Annotated in this window: 23 protein-coding genes; 14 read left to right on the top strand and 9 right to left on the bottom strand. The window is 66.6% G+C overall.

Features of this window, described 5'->3' with window-relative positions; genetic code table 11:
• Positions 1-234: 234 nt before the first annotated feature.
• The 3 genes from BBA86_RS14775 to BBA86_RS07015 all read left to right on the top strand — a co-directional run bounded on the left by BBA86_RS14775 (position 235) and on the right by BBA86_RS07015 (position 2,664).
• Positions 235-984, top strand: a complete 750-nt coding sequence (locus BBA86_RS14775; protein WP_141677848.1) for a WecB/TagA/CpsF family glycosyltransferase — start codon at positions 235-237, stop codon at positions 982-984.
• Positions 974-1,528 carry an acyltransferase gene (locus BBA86_RS14280; protein WP_223247045.1) on the top strand — a complete coding sequence of 185 codons (555 nt, stop codon included), beginning with the start codon at positions 974-976 and terminating at the stop codon, positions 1,526-1,528. Before BBA86_RS14775 ends, BBA86_RS14280 begins: the two co-directional genes overlap by 11 nt.
• 269 nt (positions 1,529-1,797) lie before the next feature.
• Entirely contained in the window at positions 1,798-2,664 is an 867-nt protein-coding gene (locus tag BBA86_RS07015) for a glycosyltransferase family 4 protein (protein ID WP_189318434.1), read from the top strand.
• 469 nt (positions 2,665-3,133) lie between these two features.
• Here BBA86_RS07015 and BBA86_RS14440 read toward each other — a convergent pair whose 3' ends face one another.
• The gene (locus tag BBA86_RS14440) at positions 3,134-3,628 is read right to left on the bottom strand and encodes a hypothetical protein (RefSeq protein WP_141677847.1); all 495 of its coding nucleotides are present in this window, start codon (positions 3,626-3,628) and stop codon (positions 3,134-3,136) included.
• A 260-nt stretch (positions 3,629-3,888) separates the two neighbouring features.
• On the opposite strand from BBA86_RS14440, the gene BBA86_RS14435 reads away from it, so the two are divergent.
• The gene (locus BBA86_RS14435; protein WP_141677846.1) at positions 3,889-4,278 is read left to right on the top strand and encodes a hypothetical protein; all 390 of its coding nucleotides are present in this window, start codon (positions 3,889-3,891) and stop codon (positions 4,276-4,278) included.
• Entirely contained in the window at positions 4,275-4,637 is a 363-nt protein-coding gene (locus BBA86_RS14430; RefSeq protein WP_141677845.1) for an SGNH/GDSL hydrolase family protein, read from the top strand. The genes BBA86_RS14435 and BBA86_RS14430 overlap by 4 nt, the downstream gene beginning before the upstream one ends.
• On the opposite strand, the gene BBA86_RS07005 is transcribed toward BBA86_RS14430, so the two are convergent.
• From BBA86_RS07005 to BBA86_RS14275, 4 genes are all read right to left on the bottom strand, one after another.
• Complete coding sequence (locus BBA86_RS07005; RefSeq protein WP_189318433.1) at positions 4,568-5,731, bottom strand: EpsG family protein; 1,164 nt, start codon at positions 5,729-5,731, stop codon at positions 4,568-4,570. The genes BBA86_RS14430 and BBA86_RS07005 overlap by 70 nt on opposite strands.
• A gap of 41 nt (positions 5,732-5,772) precedes the next feature.
• Positions 5,773-6,369: an acyltransferase gene (locus tag BBA86_RS07000; protein WP_065570910.1), complete on the bottom strand. Its 597-nt coding sequence runs from the start codon at positions 6,367-6,369 to the stop codon at positions 5,773-5,775.
• Between the two features lie 127 nt (positions 6,370-6,496).
• The gene (locus BBA86_RS14425; RefSeq protein ID WP_141677844.1) at positions 6,497-7,813 is read right to left on the bottom strand and encodes a lipopolysaccharide biosynthesis protein; all 1,317 of its coding nucleotides are present in this window, start codon (positions 7,811-7,813) and stop codon (positions 6,497-6,499) included.
• Between the two features lie 91 nt (positions 7,814-7,904).
• Complete coding sequence (locus BBA86_RS14275; protein WP_083199489.1) at positions 7,905-8,822, bottom strand: glycosyltransferase family 2 protein; 918 nt, start codon at positions 8,820-8,822, stop codon at positions 7,905-7,907.
• A 196-nt stretch (positions 8,823-9,018) separates the two neighbouring features.
• Here BBA86_RS14275 and rplM point away from each other — a divergent pair, with 196 nt between their 5' ends.
• The 7 genes from rplM to BBA86_RS06960 all read left to right on the top strand — a co-directional run bounded on the left by rplM (position 9,019) and on the right by BBA86_RS06960 (position 15,036).
• Complete coding sequence (rplM, locus tag BBA86_RS06990; protein WP_065570908.1) at positions 9,019-9,465, top strand: 50S ribosomal protein L13; 447 nt, start codon at positions 9,019-9,021, stop codon at positions 9,463-9,465.
• 29 nt (positions 9,466-9,494) lie between these two features.
• Positions 9,495-9,980, top strand: coding sequence for a 30S ribosomal protein S9 (rpsI, locus tag BBA86_RS06985; protein WP_065570907.1), 486 nt, complete (start codon positions 9,495-9,497; stop codon positions 9,978-9,980).
• 7 nt (positions 9,981-9,987) lie between these two features.
• Positions 9,988-11,331, top strand: a complete 1,344-nt coding sequence (gene glmM, locus BBA86_RS06980; protein WP_065570906.1) for a phosphoglucosamine mutase — start codon at positions 9,988-9,990, stop codon at positions 11,329-11,331.
• A gap of 141 nt (positions 11,332-11,472) precedes the next feature.
• Positions 11,473-12,342 (top strand): glucose-1-phosphate thymidylyltransferase RfbA, encoded by an 870-nt coding sequence (gene rfbA / locus BBA86_RS06975; protein ID WP_065570905.1) that lies wholly within the window; start codon positions 11,473-11,475, stop codon positions 12,340-12,342.
• On the top strand, positions 12,342-13,340 hold the full coding sequence (gene rfbB / locus BBA86_RS06970) for a dTDP-glucose 4,6-dehydratase (protein WP_065570904.1): 999 nt from the start codon (positions 12,342-12,344) through the stop codon (positions 13,338-13,340). The genes rfbA and rfbB overlap by 1 nt, the downstream gene beginning before the upstream one ends.
• Before the next feature lie 2 nt (positions 13,341-13,342).
• Complete coding sequence (rfbD, locus tag BBA86_RS06965; RefSeq protein ID WP_065570903.1) at positions 13,343-14,740, top strand: dTDP-4-dehydrorhamnose reductase; 1,398 nt, start codon at positions 13,343-13,345, stop codon at positions 14,738-14,740.
• A 125-nt stretch (positions 14,741-14,865) separates the two neighbouring features.
• On the top strand, positions 14,866-15,036 hold the full coding sequence (locus BBA86_RS06960) for a CsbD family protein (protein ID WP_065570902.1): 171 nt from the start codon (positions 14,866-14,868) through the stop codon (positions 15,034-15,036).
• Between the two features lie 60 nt (positions 15,037-15,096).
• On the opposite strand, the gene BBA86_RS06955 is transcribed toward BBA86_RS06960, so the two are convergent.
• Complete coding sequence (locus tag BBA86_RS06955; protein WP_065570901.1) at positions 15,097-16,560, bottom strand: hypothetical protein; 1,464 nt, start codon at positions 16,558-16,560, stop codon at positions 15,097-15,099.
• A 168-nt stretch (positions 16,561-16,728) separates the two neighbouring features.
• Between BBA86_RS06955 and BBA86_RS06950 the strand changes: the two genes are divergently transcribed.
• Entirely contained in the window at positions 16,729-18,567 is a 1,839-nt protein-coding gene (locus tag BBA86_RS06950) for a hypothetical protein (protein WP_065570900.1), read from the top strand.
• Between the two features lie 3 nt (positions 18,568-18,570).
• Here BBA86_RS06950 and BBA86_RS14565 read toward each other — a convergent pair whose 3' ends face one another.
• From BBA86_RS14565 to BBA86_RS06940, 3 genes are all read right to left on the bottom strand, one after another.
• Positions 18,571-18,714, bottom strand: a complete 144-nt coding sequence (locus tag BBA86_RS14565) for a hypothetical protein (RefSeq protein WP_189318431.1) — start codon at positions 18,712-18,714, stop codon at positions 18,571-18,573.
• A 112-nt stretch (positions 18,715-18,826) separates the two neighbouring features.
• On the bottom strand, positions 18,827-20,377 hold the full coding sequence (locus BBA86_RS06945; protein ID WP_223247044.1) for a GMC family oxidoreductase: 1,551 nt from the start codon (positions 20,375-20,377) through the stop codon (positions 18,827-18,829).
• A gap of 17 nt (positions 20,378-20,394) precedes the next feature.
• Positions 20,395-21,771, bottom strand: coding sequence for an alpha/beta fold hydrolase (locus BBA86_RS06940; RefSeq protein WP_065570898.1), 1,377 nt, complete (start codon positions 21,769-21,771; stop codon positions 20,395-20,397).
• A 143-nt stretch (positions 21,772-21,914) separates the two neighbouring features.
• Between BBA86_RS06940 and BBA86_RS06935 the strand changes: the two genes are divergently transcribed.
• Entirely contained in the window at positions 21,915-22,808 is an 894-nt protein-coding gene (locus BBA86_RS06935; RefSeq protein ID WP_065570897.1) for an SDR family oxidoreductase, read from the top strand.
• Position 22,809 lies beyond the last annotated feature (1 nt).

Below are 22,809 nucleotides of genomic sequence, written 5' to 3'. Positions count from 1 at the left end.
TGTTAACACGGTCGTCATCTGAAGGCGCGTGCAGAGCCTCGAGCCAGCGAGCCGCGTGCATTAGCGTTGATTTGACGCAGTGGATCAGGGAAGCATGACTATGGTCATAGGACGGGGCAAGTCTTGAGTTGGGAACGTCCGCACGAGACATGGCCTGCATACGAGTCAGTCGCGGCCCCGAGAGTCGTCTACGTCGGTACTGTTCCCTTCCGCGCCGCGACCCCGGAGCAAGCCGTGGCTGAGCTCCACGCCGCCGCCGAGCTTGGCGTGGGCACACCCGTTCGGCTTGCAAACGCGTATAACGTTGCGCTCGCAAGCCGCGATCGCGACTACCGCGAGCTTTTAAATGCGGGCGGCATGAACTATCCGGATGGCGCGCCCGTCGCCCTCACGCAGCGTGTCACGCTAGCCCTGGCGCGGAGGCACTGGCAAGCGCGACGGGTTCGGGGGCCATCCTACTTTCGGCAGGTGCTCGCCTCTCTAGAGGCCCGGCCAAATGACAGTTCATTCTTCCTGGGCGGGAGCGCGGAGTCCCTGCCCAAGCTGTTGGAACGTCTACACGTGCGGTACCCGAGGCTGTCCGTCGCCGGTTCGTACTCCCCGCCCTTTGCAGACCTGTCGGCGAGCTATCTCGATGAGTGTGTCCGCCGAGTCGCGGACTCCGGTGCAAATTACGTCTGGGTCGGGCTTGGAACTCCTAAGCAGGACTGGGTGGCACACGAAATAGCTCGCCGGTTGCCGGTAGTGGCGATCGGAGTTGGGGCTGCTTTCGATTTCCTCGCGGGGTCAACCAGGGAGGCTCCGAAATGGATTCAACACAGCGGTCTGGAATGGCTGCATCGGCTCCTCTCGGAGCCAAGGAGGCTGGGTCGTCGGTACCTAGTAGGGAACTTCGTTTACCTCATCTCGGTGGTGCGTTATCTGCCTCGCGCAGTCGCAGCGGTGAGGATGGTCGAAAGGACGGGCTTATCACGTGACACTTAAGAGGAGACTCCTTCGGCTTCTCGCAGTCCGCGCCAACGTCGTCACAGGGCCGGATTTTCATGCCGGGTTCGGGTCGCGACTCTGGGCGCCGCGGGGGTTGTCCGTCGGTCGGGAAGTGTATGTCGGCAAGCACGTCACCATCGAGGTCGACGGGGTGATAGGTGACGGAACGATGATCGCCAACGGGGTGGGGATCGTGGGGCGAAACGACCACGACATCACCGAGGTCGGGCGGGCGGTCCGGCGAACGTCCTGGGTTGGAGACTTCCCTGAGAGATTGAGCAGACAAGTAACCGTCGGAGCAGATGTCTGGATCGGGTTCGGTTCAGTAATCCTTTCGGGTGTCACTATCGGGGACAGCGCCGTCATTGGCGCGGGCAGCGTGGTAACAAAGGATGTGCCGGCGAACGCAATCTGCGTCGGATCTCCTGCCCGAGTCGTTTCCAAGAGGTTCACGCCACCTGAATTCGCAGAGCACTGGAGTCGTCTGAAAAAGACCGGGTACGAGCCCGTAACCAGTCATGAAGATTTCGAGATCCAGTGAGACCTCCGCGAGTCGCCATCATCCATCCATGGTTCCCGCAGTACAGGAAAGAGTTCTTCGAGCGGCTCAAGTCCGCTTGTGATGCAGCGGGAATAGACATTCAGATCTTCCACGGTGATTCGCCACCTGAGTGGGAAGAGCGGGGAGACTCAGTCGTCGCTGAATTCGCGACTCGACTGCCGACTCGATTTGTCCACGTTGGTTCCCGGTCGCTGGGCTATAAATCCCTTAGGGCGTTCAAAGAACGAGGGCCATACGACCTCATCATCGTGGAGCAGGCGATCCGGAATCTTGAGACGTATCAACTTCTTGCTACCCCCTCTTTGAGAGAGAAGCTCGCGTGGTGGGGGCACGGCAAGACCTACACCCAGGACAAGAGTTCACTGGAGGAGCGGTTCAAGACCGTGCTCACCAACAGGGGCGTATGGTTCTTTGCCTACACGCCGAAGGGTGCAGAGACAGTCGTCGCGCGCGGCTTCCCTCGAGCGTCCACTACGGCCGTTATCAATTCGACGGACACCGTGAGTCTCCGGAACGCGATTCTGGATGTCAGTGAATCTGCGCGCCGCACCTTCGCGAGCCGGTATGACCTGCGCGGCCGGACCGGCCTCTTTATTGGTGGGCTGGACGAGACCAAAAGGATCGATTTCCTCCTCCAGTCGGCTGACATCATCCATCGTCGAGACCCGGATTTCCGTCTAGTGGTGGTGGGCCGCGGGGTTCTGAGGCGGCGGGTGGAAGAATTCGCGGCTAGCAATCCATGGGTCATCTACCTCAGCAGCCTGTACGGCAGTGATCGGGCTCAAGCTTTCGCAGCCGCGCAGGTCTTGATGATGCCGGGTCGGGTCGGGCTGGCGGCTGTGGACAGCTTCGCGGCTGAGACTCCCATCGCGACGACAGACTGGCCCTACCATGCCCCGGAATTCGAGTACTTGGAGGACGGCCGCAATGCGGTGATCGCGCCCAACGACGAAGAGTCGTACGCAACTTCTGTCCTGTCGCTCTTGCGCGACGCGGGTCGACTCCAGCAGCTGGCCACGCAATGTCGCAGCGACCAGGACTCTTACGGAGTTGATCAGATGGTGGCCAATTTCGTCGACGGCGTCGTAGGGGCCCTCACGCGCCTGTCACGGTAATCGAGGTCACGTCAACTTAGCCCGCACTGGATCCCGCATCGCGAACCTAGAATCAGTCGAGTCTGAGCCAAAGGGCGGAGCGGCCCGATCTGTTGTATAAGTACTAGCGAACAGAGCGACACAGAAGTATGCGATCGGAGATGATAGGCCGGCGTTTACGAGTGGGCTTTCCGTGAGTGCAATCGTGCCAGCCGCGAGAAGGCCCAGCGCAAGGTGAATGCGGCCTTCTTCGTCGGCGGTCTCGAAGGCTAGGGTCAGCGCCAGGGCCACGCAGGTCACTCCGAGGAAGCCGCCAACCATCAATATGTCAAGCCGAGCATTCGACGGCGTCGCGCCAGCCTTCGAGGCAACAGTGGCATTGGCAACTAGGTCCCGCCGCGGGTCGATGCGGACGCCTGCCGGAGGAGAGCCGCGATACAAATCGGACGCGACCTCCCACAGTCGTGCCCGACTTGTGAACGCGCGGAGATCAGAGGTGACTATAGGGACCACTGATGCCAGGGCCCATGTAGTCAACACCGTAGCAATCACTACGCCGGCCTCCCAATTTCTCCGGCGATGCGCCGCGAGAAATAGAAGAGCCGCCGCAACTGCGACGGTATGACAAGCGAGGTGCGGCTTCAGTTATCGCGATGAAGCTCACAACCGACACAATAGCCAGCACCCGCGTCCGGCCGCGCGACGCACGCGCCATGAAGACGAGTGAGCGCGCGAGAGGCAAACCGATCTGGTTCTCATGGTTCATGATCCCCACCACCAGCGTCCCTAGCGGGCCACCATTGCTCAGCAGACCGCGGCGGGGTTGATCCGCCCGGCAGACCTCGGCGAATACCTCGCCGCGCGGTTGCAGCTCGGCATCGACGACCTGAAGGTCGGGGTCGCCGGCGACTCGACAGGCAACGAGTTCGCGGCGGGCAGCGAGGAATGGTTCGAGCTGCACTCCCGGCACGTCGCGACCGCTCACCCCGAGCGCACGGTCATCGCCCGGCGTTGGAACGACACCTCGCAGAGCAACACCGCAGCCGAATCATCCAGACCGGGACGGGCGGCACGGAGGCCCGCTTCGACGACACGTTCTCCCGCACAGGCGACCTGTACGGGTCGACCCCGGACGTCGGCGCGCCGTGGAGCGGAGACGGGACGGCTGCCGCCGGGGACTGGACTCTCGACGGGACGGCCGCTGTTCGCGCAGCGGAAGCTACAGCGCTGCCGGTCCTTGCCTCGGTGGGCGACCCGAGCGATGTTCAGTTCGACGTCGAGCTCGTGCTGCCATCCCTGAGCGGTCTTGTCCGCGCGGTCCGCCTGATGACGCAGTTCAAGGACTCACAGAACAACGTGTTCTTCGAGCTCGCCAACACCTCCACGGGCGTCACCACCGCGAAGATATACGAGCGGATCGGGAACGTCGCCACCGAGGTCGCCAGTATCTCGTTGCCGTTCGCAACGAACACGGCGGACAACCTGCTCACCGCGCAGGTTGAAAAAGTCGGGTCTCACGATCTCACCGGTCGTGAATGGGAAGACGGCCACCGCGACGCTCATCCAGCTGAATCCGACGCTCTCGCGGGCGCGTACCGCGCGGGGCGGCGGCCCTGTCGGCAGGCATCAGGATGAATGACGTAGCCCCGACGGCCGCGGCGGCGCCGCCGAAGATCACCTTTTACAACGGATCCGTCTCGGGGACGACGCTGGACTACCAGCAGGCCTGCCTGGCGCAGATGTTCCCTGACGGGCTCGACCTCTTGTTCGTCTCGTCGAGCCACAACTCCATGGGCGGATCCGAGGCGGCGTATGACAGCGCTGTGCGCTCGTTCATCACCGCGGTGCGGACGCTGTTCCCCTCATTCGCGATCGTCCTGAGCAGCCAGAACCCGCGGAAGGTGCAGTCGCCATTCCTGCAAGCTCATGGCCCAAGGAAAGGCGACTGCGTGATGATCTGGATCATGGTCAAGTCGAAATGGAACGGTGACTGAGCTATGCGCAGTTCGACGTAGATGAAGCCGACGGCGATCGCGAGAATGCCCAGCAACGCTGACCAGCGAGCCTTCATTAAGAAGACGACGATGAACGCGAGCATCAGGGCCCGCAGCACCTCAACATAGAAGTACATGCGCAAGAGCGGGAGAGGCTGCGAGGCCACCCCGAGCACGAAGCCGTAGAAGGACGGGACGGCCATGAGAACGAAGTGAGCAATCGGATCTCGGTGCTGTTGCTGGCGAAGGAGAGTTGCGAACGCGACGAAGATCACCACGTCTAGAGCGATGACAGCCGTGCTGATGGAGCCGTCGTTCTGGCCTGTGTACTCGAACCCGATGCGCGTGAGATACAGGCGACCCAGCCCGTAGAAGATCCCGCCGATGAGCACCCAACGGATCAGGACATGCTTCACTCCGCGGCCGATGAGCCAGGCTGCCGCAACACCGGCGGCTGGGATCAGCGCGGAGTTGTGGGTGAGGACTGCGATCAGGCCGACGGGTATGGCGATTGCGAGTCTCCGTTTCGCGACGAGCACCAAGCTCAGTCCGATGAAGGCGGCTGCCATCTCTTGACGTACGAGCTGGGTAGAAAGGGTGAAGGTGAGGCCCATCATCATTCCGACAGTGACGGCGGCGATGACCGCCACCCTCTTGTCGGTGACGCTGAGAACAGCGATGAATACGGCGGTGCCGATGGTGATGTAGGTGATGAGGGTGATGACGATGGCGAGGACTGCGACGTTGGCCCCGGTCGCCTTGGCCAGCGCGTCCGCGACAAGGTAGTAGACGGGTTCGTTCGCCTCTGCGGTCACCGCCCCGATCCGGGCGCCGATGTACTCAGAGAACGGTGTGTACTCGAGCACCTGATAGTGCTGTACGTACCAGCCCCAGTCGCCCATGATGCCCTTGCCGGCGTTGGTCCAAGCGAACAGGGCGGCAACGGTCAGCATTGTCGCAACAGCCAACGCCTGGGGGGCGTAGCGGTAGGTAGCCAGGACGCCGAGAAGCACGATGGGAATCGTCGCGACAGGAAGAAGCACGGCTCCTGCAATTCCCAGGACGACTATGAATACCGCGGCGGATGTGCTCACCCCGGGGCCGTGTTTGGCCGCGGGGGAACGAAGAATCGTTGTCATTGCGAGATCTCGCGAATGACGCGGGCAGGGTTGCCTGCGGCGACGACGCGGGGTGGGATGTCCTTTGTCACCACACTGCCAGCACCCACGACGGACCCCGCGCCGATCGTCACGCCCTTGAGAATGACGGACCGCGCGCCGATGAAGACGTCCTCCCCGACCGTCACTGCGTCGGCGGGCTCGCCTGTGGGTAGCGGGAGGTGGCGTCGGGGCACCATGTCGACCTCGTGGAACTGTGTGTCCGCGATCAGCACGTCGGCCCCGATCAGGACACGCTCACCGATGGTGACATTTACGGCCGCGCAAATGGTCGTCCCGCTCAGGCCGCTGTCATCGCCGATCCGGATGGACGCGCCACGCGCCATCGTGCGGAGGATGACAGGGCGCGCCACTCCGAGCGCTGTCCACCGCGGGTCCGAGATCAGGCTCACGCGATCCCCGATCTCGATGATCGATCCTGGGTGACGTGTGACGATGGGCACCCCGTGCATGGTGAGTCCACGACCGATTCCGATGCCCCGCCCGCGGAGTGAGGCGGACGAGACCACCCGCACGACGCGGGACGCCACCTTGTGGACGATCGAGACAGCCATGGCTTGAGGTTACCGAACCCAGGCGCGACCGGTATTCCTCAGCTATTGCGCGCACAGAGTTGCGCCAACGATGTTGATCAGAGCTGCTCCAGATCCTGCTTCAAGCGCGCCGATGGGCCGTCTGCGATCATCGCATGTCCTGCTTCTTGTAGTACTTTCGGTCAGCGAACCCGACAGCCATGCCGCAGGCAACCCCCCAGGCGAGCGAGACTATCTGGTAGGCGGCAGGCAGGGCTAGAGACACCGATGCCGCCGCAGGTGCGAGTCCGGCCAACAGCGCTGCTAGCGTCCGCCAGCTGATACCGAGCTGTCGCCAGGGTGCACGCGCCCCTGCGATCAAGAGGGTTACCCAGCTCCCAGCGGCCATCGTCGCGTAGGAGACTGCTACCGCGATCCCTCCGCCGAGCGCCCCCAGCGAGGGCGCCAACAACAGTGCACCGGCCACGAGGGCCAGGGCCCCGATGGCCGACGGGACCCACGCGAGCCCCGTTTTGCCCTCGCTGTAGACGAGGAAATTGAGCGGAAGGTCGTAAAGGCCGAGTGCGAAAAGGCCAAAGGCTAGGGCGACCAGAACTGCAGTTGCGGACGAATACTCCGGGGGGAGCGCGAATGCCACGAAGGGCGGTGCCAAGCCAATCATCGCGAGCGCGGCCACAAAGGCCAGCAGTCTGTGTACGCGCGACGCTTTGTGGACTTTTAGAGAGGGGCGATCTGACCGTGACCGAGAGTACTCGACCACCGTTGCCTTATTGAATTCAAATAGAACAATCGTGGCGGCTGCTAACGCGTTTATCGACGCTGCAAACACACCGACCTGACTGAGCGGCATCAATAACGCCATCAAGGGGCGACTGAAATTTTGCGTACTCCATGTCATTAAGCTTTGGAGGACAACTGCCCCGGTGAACTTGAAGACGGAACGAGCCCCCGTCAGTGAAGGTCGAGCGCTCCCCAAGTCGCGAAAAAGTAGCGACGCAGCGAGGCCGATTAAAGCCGCGATCAAGTCCGAAATCACCCAGCCAGTGGGGCCACTTCGCAGGATGATCACAAATAGGAGCTTCGTCACAAGAAGTGTCACGATGGAGATGCTCGAGATCAATACGAAAGCGCGGAGGCGTTCGCTGCCTCGGAAAAGAGGTAGCACATAGTATGTGGCGTGAAGAGCTACTCCAACCGCAATAAACTCGATAGTCAGCACGTTCGGTGGGACTGAAGCTATGCTCAACTGAGTCAGCCACACTGCGCCCCCTATTGCCAGCGTGAGGGTCGGGGCGATCCAAAGCATCCACGCCCTGACTGTGGACAGGTCCTTCTGCGCTTTGCGGCCGGGGTCGACGGCTGCACTCCGGACGACGAGCGGAACGAAGGGGGCACCGAAAGCCGCTGAGACCAGCGTCCCGATAGCTACCGTGATGCTTACAACTCCGTACTCCTCGACACTCATGGCCCGAGTCACGAAAGGCAGTAAGAGCAGGGCAATACCTCGCTGCAAGCCACCGAAGACGACGTAGAGAAGTCCAGCGCGCCTCAAGTCATCACCGGCGAACGAGCTTAGAACGAGCTATCTTCCGGAGGATTGCGCGCCGGACCCACTGCGCGTATGTGGCGATGAGCCAAAATGGCCACGTGTGCGGGGTGATAAGTCGTAGAATCCGCGTCAGGGATTTTAGATTCCCTCCGCCCTTCGGCCCGACGAACTTTCGCCATTCTTCGCGCGTTGAGCCGAACGTCACTTCATTCGCGGCGCAAGATCCGATCGGCTCGTCGAGCAGAATGACGGGCACGCCCGCCCGCTTGACGCGCACCCCGTAGTCGATGTCAGCCAACGCGTGAGAGTAGCGGCCGTCAACGCCTCCGACACGTTCAATGACGGACGTCGGAACCATCACAAAATTACCGTTGAATGCATCCAACCGTTTCGAACCAAGCGCCGCCTTCGAAAAACGAAGAGGGTGTGGGCCGGTGTTCACCAATCCTGAGTACGTGATGTCGCTTGCAAGAATTGGACTGACAGTCGCGCCGACCAGGACCGATTCTGGCTGCTTTCGAGAAACACTCAACGCCTTGAGGATCGAACCGGGCGCCAAGTCCACGTCGTCGTTGAGCCAGAGCAAGTGTGTGGGGGGCGGCGACTGGGCCAACGCGATTTGTTCTGCGGTGGACATGCCTCGTGCCCAGAAGTAAGAGCCATCGCCTTTCGCGACGGTAACCCCCCGAAGCCCTTCGAGTCGTTCTCGGGTGTCGTCGGTTGATCCGTCGTCGAGAACCACTACACGTACGCTCCCGCTGAAGTCATCCGCCTCACTCAGGACTTGTAGTACACAGCGTTCCGTGAGTGCTGCCCTGTTGTGGCAGGTCATGATGACTGTCAAGCGTTGGTCCGCGACCGTGGGATTCACTGGGGCCTCCGATAGGCGTTCGAAGCGGGAACGCCGTGAGAAGTGTATTGGCATTGGGTGTCCGGTGTGTTTCGCTTCAGCTCATCGTGCGTCGCTCCTGTGATAGTGTCATCAGAGGTGCGTGCGCCCTGCTGGCCTCGCACCGCGAACGTGAGCCCTCCACTGGCGTGTTCGACCGGCATCCCGAGCGAACCACCCCGGAGTGGGATTCACGAACTCCTCCGTTCGAATCTATGAAAGCAGCACTACTGTGACGCGCACTTACACGCCCAAGGCTGGTGAGATCACCCGCGAGTGGGTGGTCATCGACGCATCCGATGTCGTCCTCGGTCGCCTTGCCTCGCACGCTGCCACGCTCCTGCGCGGCAAGCACAAGCCCACCTTCGCGAACCACGTCGACACCGGCGACTTCGTGATCATCATCAACGCCGACAAGGTGGCCCTCACCGGCCAGAAGCTCGAGCAGAAGAAGGCCTACCGCCACTCGGGTTACCCGGGCGGACTCAAGTCGGTCACTTACTCCGAGCTCCTCGAGAAGAACTCGGTTCGCGCTGTCGAGAAGGCCGTCCGCGGCATGCTCCCCAAAAACAGCCTGGGTCGTCAGCAGCTGACGAAGCTGAAGGTCTACCGCGGTGCTGAGCACCCCCACGCTGCCCAGCAGCCCACCACGTACACCTTCGACCAGGTCGCCCAGTAAGCGCCGCCGAGAAGAACAAGGATTATCTGATGGCGAAGATCGCTGACTCCCTCGACCAGACCCCCGACAACTACTCGACCGAGACCCCGGCCGCCGCTGAGGCTGCCCCGGTCCGTCCCGTGCTCTCCGTCCCCGGTGCCGCCGTCGGCCGCCGCAAGCAGGCCATCGCCCGCGTGCGCCTGGTCCCCGGCTCCGGCACCATCACGGTGAACGGCCGCACGATCGAGGACTACTTCCCCAACAAGCTGCACCAGCAGCTCATCAACGACCCGTTCACGGTCCTCGGCCTCGCCGGTGGCTACGACGTGATCGCCCGCATCTCGGGCGGTGGCCCCTCGGGCCAGGCCGGCGCCCTGCGCCTCGGCATCGCTCGGTCGCTGAACCAGATCGACGAAGAGAACAACCGCCCGACCCTCAAGAAGGCCGGCTTCCTCTCCCGTGACGCTCGCGTCAAGGAGCGCAAGAAGGCTGGTCTCAAGAAGGCGCGTAAGGCTCCTCAGTACTCGAAGCGTTAATCCTTCGATGGCACTGTTCGGGACAGACGGTGTGCGCGGCCTGGCAAACGGCCCGCTCACTGCAGATCTCGCGCTGACCCTGGCCCAGGCGACCGCTGTCGTCCTGGGCCAGGGCCGTATCGCCGAGGCGCGAAAGGCCACAGGCAAACGCCTGACCGCCGTCGTCGCCCGCGATCCGCGCGTATCAGGACACTTCCTCAGCGCCGCCGTGGCCGCGGGGCTCGCTTCGTCGGGTGTCGACGTGCTCGACGCCGGCGTGCTGCCGACACCCGCCGCAGCGTTCCTCGTGGGCGACATCGACGCCGATTTCGGCGTCATGATCTCGGCCTCGCACAACCCGGCCCCCGACAACGGCATCAAGATCTTCGCGCGCGGCGGCGTCAAGCTGCCCGACGAGGTCGAACAGCGCATCGAAGAAGCCATGACCGGCCCGAAGCTCCTCCCCACCGGGGGAGCCGTCGGTCGCATCAGCCGGTTCGCCGACGCCGAAGACCGCTACGTCGTGCACCTCCTGGCCTCGATGCACACCCCGCTGCGCGGTCTGCACGTCGTCCTCGACTGCGCTCACGGCGCCGCCTCGGGCGTCTCGCCCGAGACCTTCCGCGACGCGGGAGCGAAGGTCACCGTCATCGGTGCTGACCCCGACGGCGTCAACATCAACGACGGTGTCGGTTCGACCCATACCGACGTCCTCGTCGCCGAAGTGCTCCGCACCGGCGCCGACCTCGGCATCGCCCACGACGGCGACGCCGACCGCTGCCTCGCCGTCGACGCCGACGGCCGCGTCATCGACGGCGACCAGATCATGGCGATCCTCGCCGTGTCGATGAAAGAGCGCGGTCTGCTGCACCAGGACACCCTGGTCGCCACCGTCATGAGCAACCTCGGGCTCCACCGCGCGATGGAAGCAAACGGCATCCGCCTCGAAACGACCGGCGTCGGTGACCGCTACGTGCTCGAGCGCATGAACGAAGGCAAGTTCTCGCTCGGAGGCGAGCAGAGCGGCCACGTCATCATGAGCGAGTACGCCACCACCGGCGACGGGCTCCTCACCGGCCTGCACCTCGCAGCCGAAGTCGTTCGGCAGCGCAAGCCGCTGTCGGAGCTCGCAAAAGTCATGACGGTCTTCCCGCAGGTGCTCCTGAACGTCAAGGGAGTGGAACGTTCGCGCGCCACCGCCCCCGAGGTGCTCGAAGCCGTCGCGGCTGCGGAAGCCGAACTCGGCGACGCCGGCCGCGTGCTGCTGCGCCCCTCCGGCACCGAACCGCTCGTCCGCGTCATGGTCGAGGCCGCTTCGGAGAACACCGCGTACAAGGTCGCGGAACGGCTGGCGGAGGTCGTCAAGCGCTAACGACAACTCAGCGCTACCCCCGGCGGCACAGTCGGGGGTAGGCTGTGACCGCCTCAGCGATGAGGCGAGCCCGCATTCTGACCATTTGGGGTGGTCGAACGGGCTGGATTCCGCTTGGGGGCGGAAATGGTTGGGGGAACCATGAAGGGGATCATTCTCGCGGGCGGGTCGGGAACTCGGCTGCACCCGTTGACGTTGGGCGTGTCGAAGCAGCTCATCCCGGTGTACGACAAACCGATGATCTACTACCCGCTGTCGACGCTGATGCTCGCCGGCATCCGGGACATTCTGATCATCACGACGCCGCATGACGCGCCATTCTTCGAGCGCCTGCTGGGGGATGGATCGCAGTTCGGCATCAGTTTGAGTTTCGCCCAGCAGCCGTCGCCCGACGGGCTCGCGCAGGCTTTCACGATCGGTGCCGACTTCATCGGCAACGACAAAGTCGCGCTCGTGCTCGGCGACAACCTGCTGTACGGGCCGGGTCTCGGCCGTCAGCTCAAGCGGTTCGGTGACGTGGACGGCGGCGCCGTCTTCGCCTATTGGGTGCGCTCGCCCGAGGCGTACGGCGTGGTGGAGTTCGACGACAGCGGCCGCGCCATCTCGCTCGAAGAAAAGCCTGTCGCACCCCGCAGCAACTATGCGGTGCCCGGGCTGTACTTCTACGACAACTATGTGGTGGAGATCGCCCAGAACCTGTCACCGTCACCGCGCGGGGAGTACGAGATCACCGACGTGAATCGCGCCTACCTCGCCGCGGGAAAGCTCCAGGTCGAGGTACTGCCGCGGGGGACCGCCTGGCTCGACACGGGGACGTTCGACGACATGACCGACGCCGCGGACTACGTCCGCACACTGCAGCGACGGACAGGCATGTCGATCGGCAACCCTGAAGAGATCGCCTGGCGCGAGGGATTCCTCTCGCGCGACGAGCTCTGCGGCCGCGCTGAGAAGCTCACGAAGTCGGGGTACGGCACGTACCTCCTCGACATGCTGAGCCGTTCCGCCTGATGGCACACCTCCTCGTCACCGGCGGCGCCGGCTTCATCGGCTCGAACTTCGTCCACCACGTCGTCGCGCACACCGACCACACCGTCACCGTGCTCGACAAGATGACCTACGCGGGCAACCTGGCGTCCCTCGCCGGCCTCCCCGAGAACCGCGTCGACCTCGTCGTCGGTGACATCGCCGACGCCGAACTCGTCGACGGTCTCTTCGCCAAGGCGGATGCCGTCGTCCACTACGCGGCAGAGTCGCACAACGACAACTCGCTGCACGACCCGCGGCCGTTCCTCGACACCAACATCATCGGCACCTACACGCTGCTCGAAGCCGCCCGCCGCCACGACACCCGGCTCCACCACATCTCCACTGACGAGGTGTACGGCGACCTCGACCTCGACGACCCCGCCCGGTTCACCGAGGACACGCCCTACAACCCGTCGTCGCCCTACTCGTCGACCAAGGCCGGCAGCGACCTGCTCGTCCGCGCGTGGGTCCGCTCGTTCGGGGTCCGCGCGACGATCAGCAACTGCTCCAACAACTACGGGCCCTACCAGCACGTCGAGAAGTTCATCCCGCGCCAGATCACGAACGTGATCCGCGGCATCCGTCCCAAGCTCTACGGCACCGGCGAGAACGTCCGCGACTGGATCCACGCCGACGACCACTCGTCGGCCGTCCTCACCATCCTCGACAAGGGGCAGATGGGCGAGACCTACCTCATCGGCGCCGACGGTGAGAAGGACAACAAGACCGTCGTCGAACTCATCCTCGAGCTCATGGGCGAGCCTCGCGACGCCTACGACCACGTCACCGACCGTGCCGGTCACGACCTGCGCTACGCCATCGACTCCACCAAGCTCCGCACCGAACTCGGCTGGATGCCCTCGTACCGGGACTTCGAGGCGGGACTCGCCGCCACCATCGACTGGTACCGCGAGAACGAGAGCTGGTGGGCCCCAGCCAAGGACGGCGTGGAAGCCTTCTACGCCAGCAAGGGTCAGTGAGCATGACCGAGTTCGGCAAGGCCCTCACGCCCACCGACACCGGCATCCCGGGACTCGTCGTCTGGGACCTGCCCGTCCACGGCGACAGCCGCGGCTGGTTCAAGGAGAACTGGCAACGCGAGAAGATGACCGCCGCGGGCCTCGCCGACTTCGGCCCCGTGCAGAACAACATCTCGTTCAACGACGCCGTCGGAACGACCCGCGGCATCCACGCCGAGCCCTGGGACAAGTGGGTCTCGGTCGCGACCGGCCGCATCTTCGGCGCCTGGGTCGACCTGCGCGAAGGCCCCAGCTTCGGCACCGTCTTCACGACAGAGCTCGATCCCTCACGCGCGATCTTCGTGCCGCGAGGCGTCGGCAACTCGTACCAGACCCTCGAACCCGACACCGCGTACACGTACCTCGTCAACGACCACTGGTCGCCCGACGCGTCGTACTCGTTCCTCAACCTGGCCGACGAGACCGCCGCGATCGCGTGGCCCATCCCGCTCGCCGACGTCGAGATCTCACCCAAAGACCTGGCGCACCCGCGCCTCGCCGACGTCGTGCCCATCCCGTCGAAGAAGACGCTCATCGTCGGCGCGAACGGGCAGCTCGGACGCGCCCTGCGCGCCGCCTATGCGGACGCCACCGAGGTCGAGTTCGCCGGTCGCGAGGACCTCGACCTGACCGCCGACCTGACCGGCGCACGCCGCTGGCGCGACTACGGCACCATCGTCAACGCCGCCGCCTACACGGCCGTGGATGTCGCAGAGACCGACCGCGCGGGAGCATGGGCCGGCAACGTGACCGCCGTCGCGCAGCTCGCCCGCATCGCGACGGAGAACGGCATCACCCTCGTCCACGTCTCGAGCGACTACGTGTTCGACGGCACCGCCGACGTGCCCTACGGCGAGGACCAGCCGGTGGCACCGCTCGGCGTCTACGGGCAGACCAAAGCCGCCGCCGACGCGATCGTCGCCACCGTTCCCCGCCATTACATCGTCCGCACCTCGTGGGTGATCGGCGAGGGCAAGAACTTCGTCCGTACGATGGCCTCCCTCGCCGAACGCGGTGTCTCGCCGTCGGTCGTCGACGACCAGATCGGGCGCCTCACCTTCACGGCGGACCTGGCCCGCGGCATCCGTCACCTGGTCGACGTCGAGGCTCCCGCCGGGATCTACAACCTCACCGGCGGGGGAGAAGCGGTCTCGTGGGCGCAGATCGCCGCGGAGGTCTACGCGCAGACCGGCCACGACCCTGCGCAGGTGACGGGAGTGTCGACTGAGGAGTACTTCGCCTCGGCATCCGGCGCCGTCGCACCGCGACCCCGCTGGTCGGTGCTCGACCTGGCGAAGATCGAGGCCACGGGGTTCGCGCCGCGCGACTGGCGCGACTCGCTCCGCGCCTACCTCGGCTGAGCCGCTCGCGCGGACCTAACTCATCAACCGGCAGAACGCCAGGGGGTCGCTCGGATCGGCGGTCGTGCCTAGCGTGGATTGTCCCGGAACGCACTGCTTCGGGTCATCGACGAAAGGACCACACCATGGGACTCGACGACAAGATCAAGAACGCTGCTCAGGACCTCACCGGTAAGGGCAAGGAAGCCGCAGGCAAGGCCTCGGACAACGAGCGCCTCGAAGCCGAAGGTCACAAGGACCAGACCGCGGCCAACGTGAAGCAGGCCGGCGAGAACGTCAAGGACGCCTTCAAATAAGCCGTTCCCAGAACGCCCCGACCCATTGGGTCGGGGCGTTCTGCATGTCTCCAGGGGCGCTCAGCTCCAGGTGTGCACGGGCTCGTTCGTGTGCATCGCCTCGCGGTACTCGAGCAGCGTGGCACGGAGGGCGTCGGCGCGCTCCATGCCCGATCGTGCCTCCATCCGACGGGCGAACCACTCGGCGCCGTTCGTCTTCGCGACGCAGCGCCCCTCGATGATCCCGAGGTAGCGGTCGCGCTCGTCAGGAGAGACGCCCCACAGGTCGAGCCCCTCGGCCGCGAGGGGCAGGAGGGTGTCGAGGATCAGCTCCGTCGCCGGCACCTGACCGACGCCGGGCCACGACAGCCGCGCGTCGATGCCCACCCGCGCAGCCGACTGGAAGTTCTCCCGCGCGGTCGCGAACGGCATCCGCGACCACACCGGCCGCTCGTCCTCGGCGAGCGACCGCACCAGGCCGAAGTAGAACGCGGCGTTCGCGACCGTGTCCGCCACCGTCGGTCCGGCCGCGAGGATGCGGTTCTCCACTCGCAGGTGCGGCATGCCGTCGGCGACGTCGTACACCGGGCGGTTCCACCGGTACACCGTGCCGTTGTGCAGCTTCAGTTCGGCCAGAGACGGCACCCCGCCCGACTCGAGCACCTCCAGCGGGTCCTCGTCGTCGATGATCGGCAGCAGTGCCGGGAAGTACCGGACGTTCTCCTCGAACAGATCGAACACCGACGTGATCCAGCGCTCGCCGAACCACACCCGCGGACGCACGCCCTGCGCCTTCAACTCCTCGCTGCGGGTGTCGGTGGCCTGCTCGAACAGCGGGATGCGCGACTCCCGCCACAGCTCCCGCCCCAGCAGATAGGGCGAGTTCGCCGCGACCGCGAGCTGCGCGCCCGCGATCGCCTGCGATGCGTTCCAGTAGGACGCGAACTGCGCCGGCGAGGTCTGCACGTGGAACTGCGTGCTCGTGCACGCCGCCTCGGGCACGATCGAGTCGGCCGTCGTCTCGAGTCGCTCGCGACCGGTGATCGAGATCGCGATATCCTCACCGCGCGCGTCGAGCACCTGCTCGTTCAGCAGGTCGTACCGCGAGTCATCGCTCAGCGTGCTGCGGCGCAGATGCGGCTCCGCCAGAGTGGGCAGGATGCCGATCATCACCAGATGCGCGCCGAGATCCTCGCTCCGCTCCTCGGCGTCGTTGAGCTTCTGCCGCAGACCCTGCTCGAAGGTCGTCAGTCCGCCCTCTCGGAGCTTGGCGGGCGGCACGTTGATCTCGACGTTGAAGCGGCCGAGCTCCGTCACGAACGCGGGGTCGGCGATCGCCCGCAGCACCTGCTCGTTCCGCATCGCCGGGTCTCCGACGGCGTCCACGAGATTCAGCTCGAGTTCGAGCCCCGTCATCGGGTCATCCGTATCGAAGCGGGCTTCGCTCAGCATCCTCTCGAAGACGTCGAGGTTCCGACGGATCTTCTCGCGATGAAGGGTGCGGTCGGCGCCCGTGATCTCCTGCTTCTCGACTTCTTCTCCCACCCCGCCACGATAGGTCGGGGCGTCGGGAGTGCCCGGGGTGTTGACAAGCGTCGCGCTCGTCCCGCACCTGCGACGCAGCAAATGACGACGGAAACGTCACGATCTCCGCGCGGGCTTCGGCGCTAGACTGACGCCGGGCCGGCAGGCCCCTCTGGGGAAAGACGAAGAATGGCTGGGCGAGCACCCGAACTCGCTGCACGGCGGCGACTCATTCTCGGCGTCCACGTCTGGTGGGATGCCGTTACCAGTCGTGCCTTCTTCACCCGCCCTGCGCTCTGGATCAGCCTGATCGTCTCCGTCTCGGTGCTGGCACCGTTCCAGCACTTCTCCGGTCCGTCGGGCTACCTGCACGTCGTGATCGTCGCCGTCATCGGCTGGGCCGTCCTGGTCGCCGCGCTGCTGCCGGTGGCCCGCGCGGAGCAGCGGATCGAGCGGGCGACGACCCGCGGCATCCTCATCCTCACGGCCGTGACCATCGCCGCAGCCCTCCGTCCCTTCGTCAATGAAGGGGTGTACGTCCTGCTCTACTCGGGCTCGCCGGACGTCACGGGCCTGATCGCACGCGTCGTCTCGAACATCGTCGTGTGGGTCGCCGGGCTCTCGATCATCGCCATGACGGTGCGCTCGATCGAGCTCACTCGCGGCAGCCGCGCACGCCTCTCCGTCGCCCTCGTCGCCCTGACCGACGGCCGCCGCCGGCTGGCACGCTTCGAAGGCGAGAACCGCGAACTGCTCGCCCCGCTCATCTCCCGCCTGCGGCGGCGGCGCGAAGAGATGCTCTCTGGGACGATCGACTTCGCCGCGGTCCGCGACTACTCCGAAGAAGTCCGCACCGCCAGCCACCGACTCGAGGAGCGTTCCGGGCTCGACCTGCGCGTCATCGCCGCGGCTGCGGAAGAGCACGACGACATCGTGCCGCAGCGGTCGGCGCTCACGATGCTGCGACCGACGCCGTACCTGCTGACCGGCTTCGTCTTCCTCCTCGGCGCCGTCCCGTACGTGCACCACCTCGCCGGTCCGTGGGCAGCCGCGGGCGCGATCCTGCTCGCCACGCCGGTGACCGTCCTCGCCGATCTGCTCATCCGGCGTCTCGCACGGGACGCGTCGCCCGCTCACCGAGGACGCGTCATCGTCGGCGTCTGGGTCGCGGCCGGCGTCGTCATGAGCCTCGTCACGCACGTCTTCGTCGGCCCGGAGAACCCCACGCGCTTCGTCCCGCTCGTCTCGCTGCCGCTGGTCGCCGTCGCGCTCGCGGCGTGCACCGACGCGATCGCGCGGGCGTCCGACAGCGCGCACCGCCTCGAGGCCGTGCTGGCCCTCGTCGCCCGGACCCTGACCGCCAAGACCGCGGCGGCGCGCAGGCCCCTGCGCAACGCCGCTCACGTGCTGCACGGACGGGTGCAAGGGCGCTGCGTCCTGCTCGCCGCGGCCGCGGACGAGTGGGAGCTCACCCCGGACGACATCGCGAGGTTCCGGCGGGAGACGGATGCCGCCTTCGATTCGATCCTCGCGTTCGTCGCCGAGGTCGACTCCGCTGCGCTCGAGGGGACGGTGCAGAGCGCCCACGAGGATCTGTCTGAACTCGTCGCCACCTGGCGATCCGTCGTCGGGGTCGACAGCACCATCTCGCCCGCCGCGACGGATGCGCTCACCGACCCCGCGCTCTCCCGCCGTGTCGCCACCATCGTCAACGAGGGTTTCGTCAACGCGATCAAGCACTCCATCGCCAAGCAGGTCTGGGTCGACATCGACGTCACGGGCGATACGCTGCTCGTGCGGACCTGGTCGACCGGCACCCTCGACAAGGCACCCGTCGTCGCCCCTCAGCTGCGCGGCATCAGCGTGCTCGGGTCGGGCGCCCGCATCTACCAGCGCGACGACGCGGTCGTGCTCGAGGTCCCGGTGCCGCTGAGCCCTGTGCGCGAGACGGTTCCGACGCCGATCGCCGTCCTGCCGAGACGTGCCCGGTGGACGCGCCGCACCGCGCGAGCCCGTCGGGTCGGCTGACGCTCAGTACTCGAGCAGGGCCGCGACCACGAGGGCGACCACGCCCACCGCGACGAGGATCACCGCCGCGTACGCCCACCACGGCAGTCCCGGAGGCTTCGGGGCGGAGCGCTGACGGGAACGGCGGTGCGACGAACGACCGGACATCGGTGACCTCCTAGGCAGCAGCGCGGACGCGCTCGGGCTGGGGCGATCGGCACCGTTGGCGAAGACGTGCCGCTCACCGTAGCGGACGCACGTGTCAGGAGGATGACGAAGGTCAGCGTCCCGCGAGCATGAGGTCGGCGGTCCGCAGGGCGAGGGCCATCTGCGTCAGCGCGGGATTGGCCGTCAACGCGCTCGGGAACGTCGAGTTGTCGCAGATCCAGAGGTTGTCGACCTCGTGGGAGCGACCGGATGCGTCCACGACGCTGTCCGCGGGATCGTCGCCCATCCGTGCCGTGCCGAGCGTGTGGCACGAGCGCTGCAGCACCCGCGTGCTGCGCGCACCCGCGGCGCGGAGGATCCGCTCCATCACCGCGACGCCGTGCCGGTCGATGGCCCGCTCGTTGTCGCCCTGCGAGAAGGTGATCTCGGCCCGCGGCATCCCGTCTTCGGCCAGTTCGTCGCTGAGAGTCAGGGCATTGCGGTCGTCGGGCAGGCACTCGCCGTTCATGCCGACACCGGCGCTGAAGGGGTACTCGCCCATGGCCGACATGAGGTCGTCGCCCCACAGGCCCGCCCCGCGGACGAGCTGCGTGCCGAAGTTCAGCGGCATGACGCCGAGGCTCTGCAGCAGGTAGCCGCCGACGAAATCGGCGTCGTCGGGGCGGACGAAGTCCTCGCTGATGATCGACGACGGGTAGCCGCGATAGCCGCGGATCGGCTCGTCGAACGTGCCCCACACCTGCACGCCGCCGTGCGCCATGAACCCCCGGCCGACGACGCCGTTCGCGTTGGCGACCCCGGTGTGCAGCAGCAGCCGCGGTGTCTCGACTCCGCCGGCCGCGAGCACGAGCGCACCGCAGCGCTGCCGGTGATCGGCACCGCGCGAGCGGTACACGACGGCCGTGACCTTGCCCGCGGCATCCCGTTCGATCCCGTGGACGAACGCGTCGGGCCGGACCTCGGCACCTGCCGCGACCGCGGCCGGCAGATAGGTGTTGGCCGTCGTCGCCTTCGCGCCGAAGCGGTCGCCCTGGTGGATGTCGCCGTTGTCGAGCGTCGCCGGGCGCAGGCCGTAGTGCGGCTGGTCGCGGTCACGCGTGAGGATCGCCGCCGGCCCGTCGGTCGCGGTGATGCCGAGCGCGTCGCACCCTCGGATCATGACGTCCGACGAACCGTTCCGCCGCACGGGCGGGTAGGCGTACGACCGGGAGGGGTCCCACGGGTAGTGCGCCGGACCGCTGACGCCGATGTCGGACTCGACGCGCTCGATGTAGCGGATCAGCTCGGCATGGTCGATGGGCCAGTCGCGGCCCTGACCCGTGTCGGTGCGCAGGCGCAGGTCACGCGCATCGGGACGCGGAGTGAACGCGCCCCAGTGCAGCGTGCTGCCGCCGACCCCGTAGCCGCTGTTGTTCGGCCCGAAGGCGGTCGGGTCGTCTCCGCCGCTCAGGCGCTCCGACATCCAGTTGATCTTCGTGGACTCGAGTTCGTCGGGGGTGAACTCGCTCGGCGCGAAGTCCGGGCCCGCCTCGAGCGCGACGACCCGGAGCCCTGCCTCGGCGAGCCGCGCGAGCAGGGGAGCGCCACCGGCACCCGTCCCCACCACGACGACGTCGACGACCTCGTCCAGATCGAACCTCTGCATGCCCGGGTGATCAGTCACCCGGCGATGATCGCCGGTCACGCGGCATCCTCCACCACTGTCTGGCCGAGCTCGCTCGGCTCCCATGTCTCTCGTTCGCCGGCCGCGATGGTCGCCCACCCCGCCGGCTGCGGCGCCGTGCCCCCGACCGCGAAGCCGTCGAATCCGATGCGCGCGAGCGACGCCGGATGCGCCAGCCACATGCGCAGCAGGTCGTTGCGGGCATCCTCGAACCACGAGCGGATGCCGTCGGCACCGACTCCGTCGGCGTCGATGCCGTCGGTGATCAGGGTCACGACTAGGTTGCGCTGCTCGGCGACCTCGCTCGGCCACACCGCCGCGATCGCGTCCAGTCCGCGCGCGTAGGCGATCGGGTCGGCAGGGGAGCCCAGCGGACGCCACCCGTCGGTGCCGCCCTCGGCGAGCATGTCGTCGATGCGCGTCGCGAGATCGATCGTCGCCCCGTCGCCCTGCGGCACGAGCAGCGCCGCGAGCGCACGGAGCGTCTCGACCTGCCCACGGTTCAGCGAACGGGGAGCGCGGTCCCGGTCGTCCGCGATCGCGCGGTGCGCGAGCGTGCGCCGCACGGCGACGTCGACGCGCGACGACGCGATGACGCGCCCCCACTCCGCCGGCACCACCGGAGCCGCCGTGCGGATCGCATCCCACGTCTCGGCGAGCACAGCGGCGACCCGCTCGGGGGCCTCGTAGGGCAGCAGGTGGCCGACACCCGGCATCCGCTTGACGCGGGCGCGGGGATAGACATCGGCGATCAGGTCGGGCTGCGCGTCGGCGCCGAGCGCCTCGTCGGCGTCGCCCGCCAGCACCACGACGGGAAGATCGAGCACACCCACGAGCGACGTCGCGTCCTCGAGGCTGCCCGCGGTGAGCCACTCGCGCCAGGCGGACGCCGGCTGCCGCACGACGGCATCGATCGCCGCGTCCCGCACGTCGGCGGGAAGCGGGGCGGCGACGTTCGCCGCGACGAAGGCCGCGGCATCCTCCCGCGACAGGTGCTCGCCCTGCGCGGTCGCCAGCATCTCTGCGCGCTTGTCGTCGGGCATCGGTTCGGGCGTCGGAGGAGAGGGGGCGAGCAGCACGGCGCCCGCAAGGCCGAAGACCCGCTCGGTGCCGGCCAGCACGCGCGCCATGACACGAGCGGCGACTTTGCCGCCGAGACTGTGGCCGCAGACGAGGAAGGGACCGCCGTCGGCCTCCGCCGCGATCCGCTCGAGCGCCGTGTCGGCGAGGTCGTCGACGGACGCCGCGCGCCCCCGATCGAGCAGGTCGATGCCGACGACACGGAGTCGCGGATCGGCCGCCGCCGCAATGGCGCCGACGGAAGCGGCATCCAGTCCCAATCCCGGCAGGAAGAAGACGGTGCACTCGTGAGGGTGGTTCGCAGCGCTCGGCACGGGACAACCCTAGGAACGCGGATCATCTCGACCGACGTCTTGCGCACCGGTCGAGGAGGTGCGATGATCCCGCGCCCTGCCTCGCCGGTGCGCTCCTCGCAAGGGGGTGAATGGATGCCGCGCCCCGACCTACCGTGGCGGGCATGACCGACCAGTACACGTTCGACAACCCCGTCACCCGCTACGCCCGCGTCGAGCCGCCCGTGCAGCACCAGCCCGAACCCGGCGTGCAGGCGCGGATGACGCCCGTGCCCGATCTGGGGGAGCACACGTACCGAGGGTCGGACCGGCTGCGGGGGCGCAAGGCGCTCGTCACGGGCGGCGACTCGGGCATCGGGGCCGCGGCCGCCATCGCCTTCGCCCGCGAAGGAGCGGACGTCGTGATCGTGCACCTGCCCGACGAGGCGGAGGACGCCGATCACGTCCTGCAGGTCATCGCCGACGCCGGCGTGCGCGGCCACGCCATCGCCGCCGACATCACCGACCCGGCTCGCTGCCGCGACCTCGTCGCCGAGGCGGCGGAGTTCCTCGGCGGCATCGACATCCTCGTCAGCAACGCGGGAAAGCAGGTCGCGGTCGAGCGCGTCGAGGACCTCTCCGACGACCAGTTCCGCACCACGTTCGAGACCAACGTCTTCGCCTTCTTCTGGATCGTGAAGGCCGCGCTCGCGCACATGCCGGCCGGGGCATCCATCATCAGCACCGCGTCGCTCGAGGCCTACAAGCCCGCTCCCGACCGCCTCGACTACGCCGCGACCAAGGCCGCCGTCAACAACCTGTCGAAGGGTCTCGCGCAGCAGCTGGCTCCCCGCGGCATCCGGGTCAACGTCGTCGCGCCGGGCCCGGTCTGGTCGGCGCTGCAGGTCAGCGACGGAGTGTCGGACGAGCAGATGAAGGCCTTCGACGAGGAGAACGAGTACAAGCGGGCCGGGCAGCCCGCCGAGATCGCGCCCGCGTTCGTGTTCCTCGCCTCGGCGGAGTCGAGCTACGTGTCGGGCGAGACCCTCAACGTCAACGGCGGGATGGTCACGCCGTAGC

The sequence above is a fragment of the Microbacterium oleivorans genome, from assembly GCF_001691565.1.
Taxonomy (GTDB): domain Bacteria; phylum Actinomycetota; class Actinomycetes; order Actinomycetales; family Microbacteriaceae; genus Microbacterium; species Microbacterium oleivorans_B.
The sequence above is the reverse complement of the archived record's forward strand: the minus strand, read 5'-3'. Positions and strand labels throughout refer to the sequence as shown.

Bases quoted from the DNA above. Each gene is read 5' to 3' on its own strand.
- rpsI (WP_065570907.1), top strand. From the start codon at position 9,495: ATGGCGAAGATCGCTGACTCCCTCGACCAGACCCCCGACAACTACTCG.
- BBA86_RS06935 (WP_065570897.1), top strand. From the start codon at position 21,915: ATGACCGACCAGTACACGTTCGACAACCCCGTCACCCGCTACGCCCGC.
- BBA86_RS07000 (WP_065570910.1), bottom strand. From the start codon at position 6,369: ATGGCTGTCTCGATCGTCCACAAGGTGGCGTCCCGCGTCGTGCGGGTG.
- glmM (WP_065570906.1), top strand. From the start codon at position 9,988: ATGGCACTGTTCGGGACAGACGGTGTGCGCGGCCTGGCAAACGGCCCG.
- BBA86_RS14430 (WP_141677845.1), top strand. From the start codon at position 4,275: ATGAATGACGTAGCCCCGACGGCCGCGGCGGCGCCGCCGAAGATCACC.
- BBA86_RS14275 (WP_083199489.1), bottom strand. From the start codon at position 8,822: ATGCCAATACACTTCTCACGGCGTTCCCGCTTCGAACGCCTATCGGAG.
- BBA86_RS06950 (WP_065570900.1), top strand. From the start codon at position 16,729: ATGGCTGGGCGAGCACCCGAACTCGCTGCACGGCGGCGACTCATTCTC.
- BBA86_RS06960 (WP_065570902.1), top strand. From the start codon at position 14,866: ATGGGACTCGACGACAAGATCAAGAACGCTGCTCAGGACCTCACCGGT.
- BBA86_RS14425 (WP_141677844.1), bottom strand. From the start codon at position 7,813: ATGAGTGTCGAGGAGTACGGAGTTGTAAGCATCACGGTAGCTATCGGG.
- rfbA (WP_065570905.1), top strand. From the start codon at position 11,473: ATGAAGGGGATCATTCTCGCGGGCGGGTCGGGAACTCGGCTGCACCCG.
- rfbD (WP_065570903.1), top strand. From the start codon at position 13,343: ATGACCGAGTTCGGCAAGGCCCTCACGCCCACCGACACCGGCATCCCG.
- BBA86_RS14565 (WP_189318431.1), bottom strand. From the start codon at position 18,714: ATGTCCGGTCGTTCGTCGCACCGCCGTTCCCGTCAGCGCTCCGCCCCG.
- rfbB (WP_065570904.1), top strand. From the start codon at position 12,342: ATGGCACACCTCCTCGTCACCGGCGGCGCCGGCTTCATCGGCTCGAAC.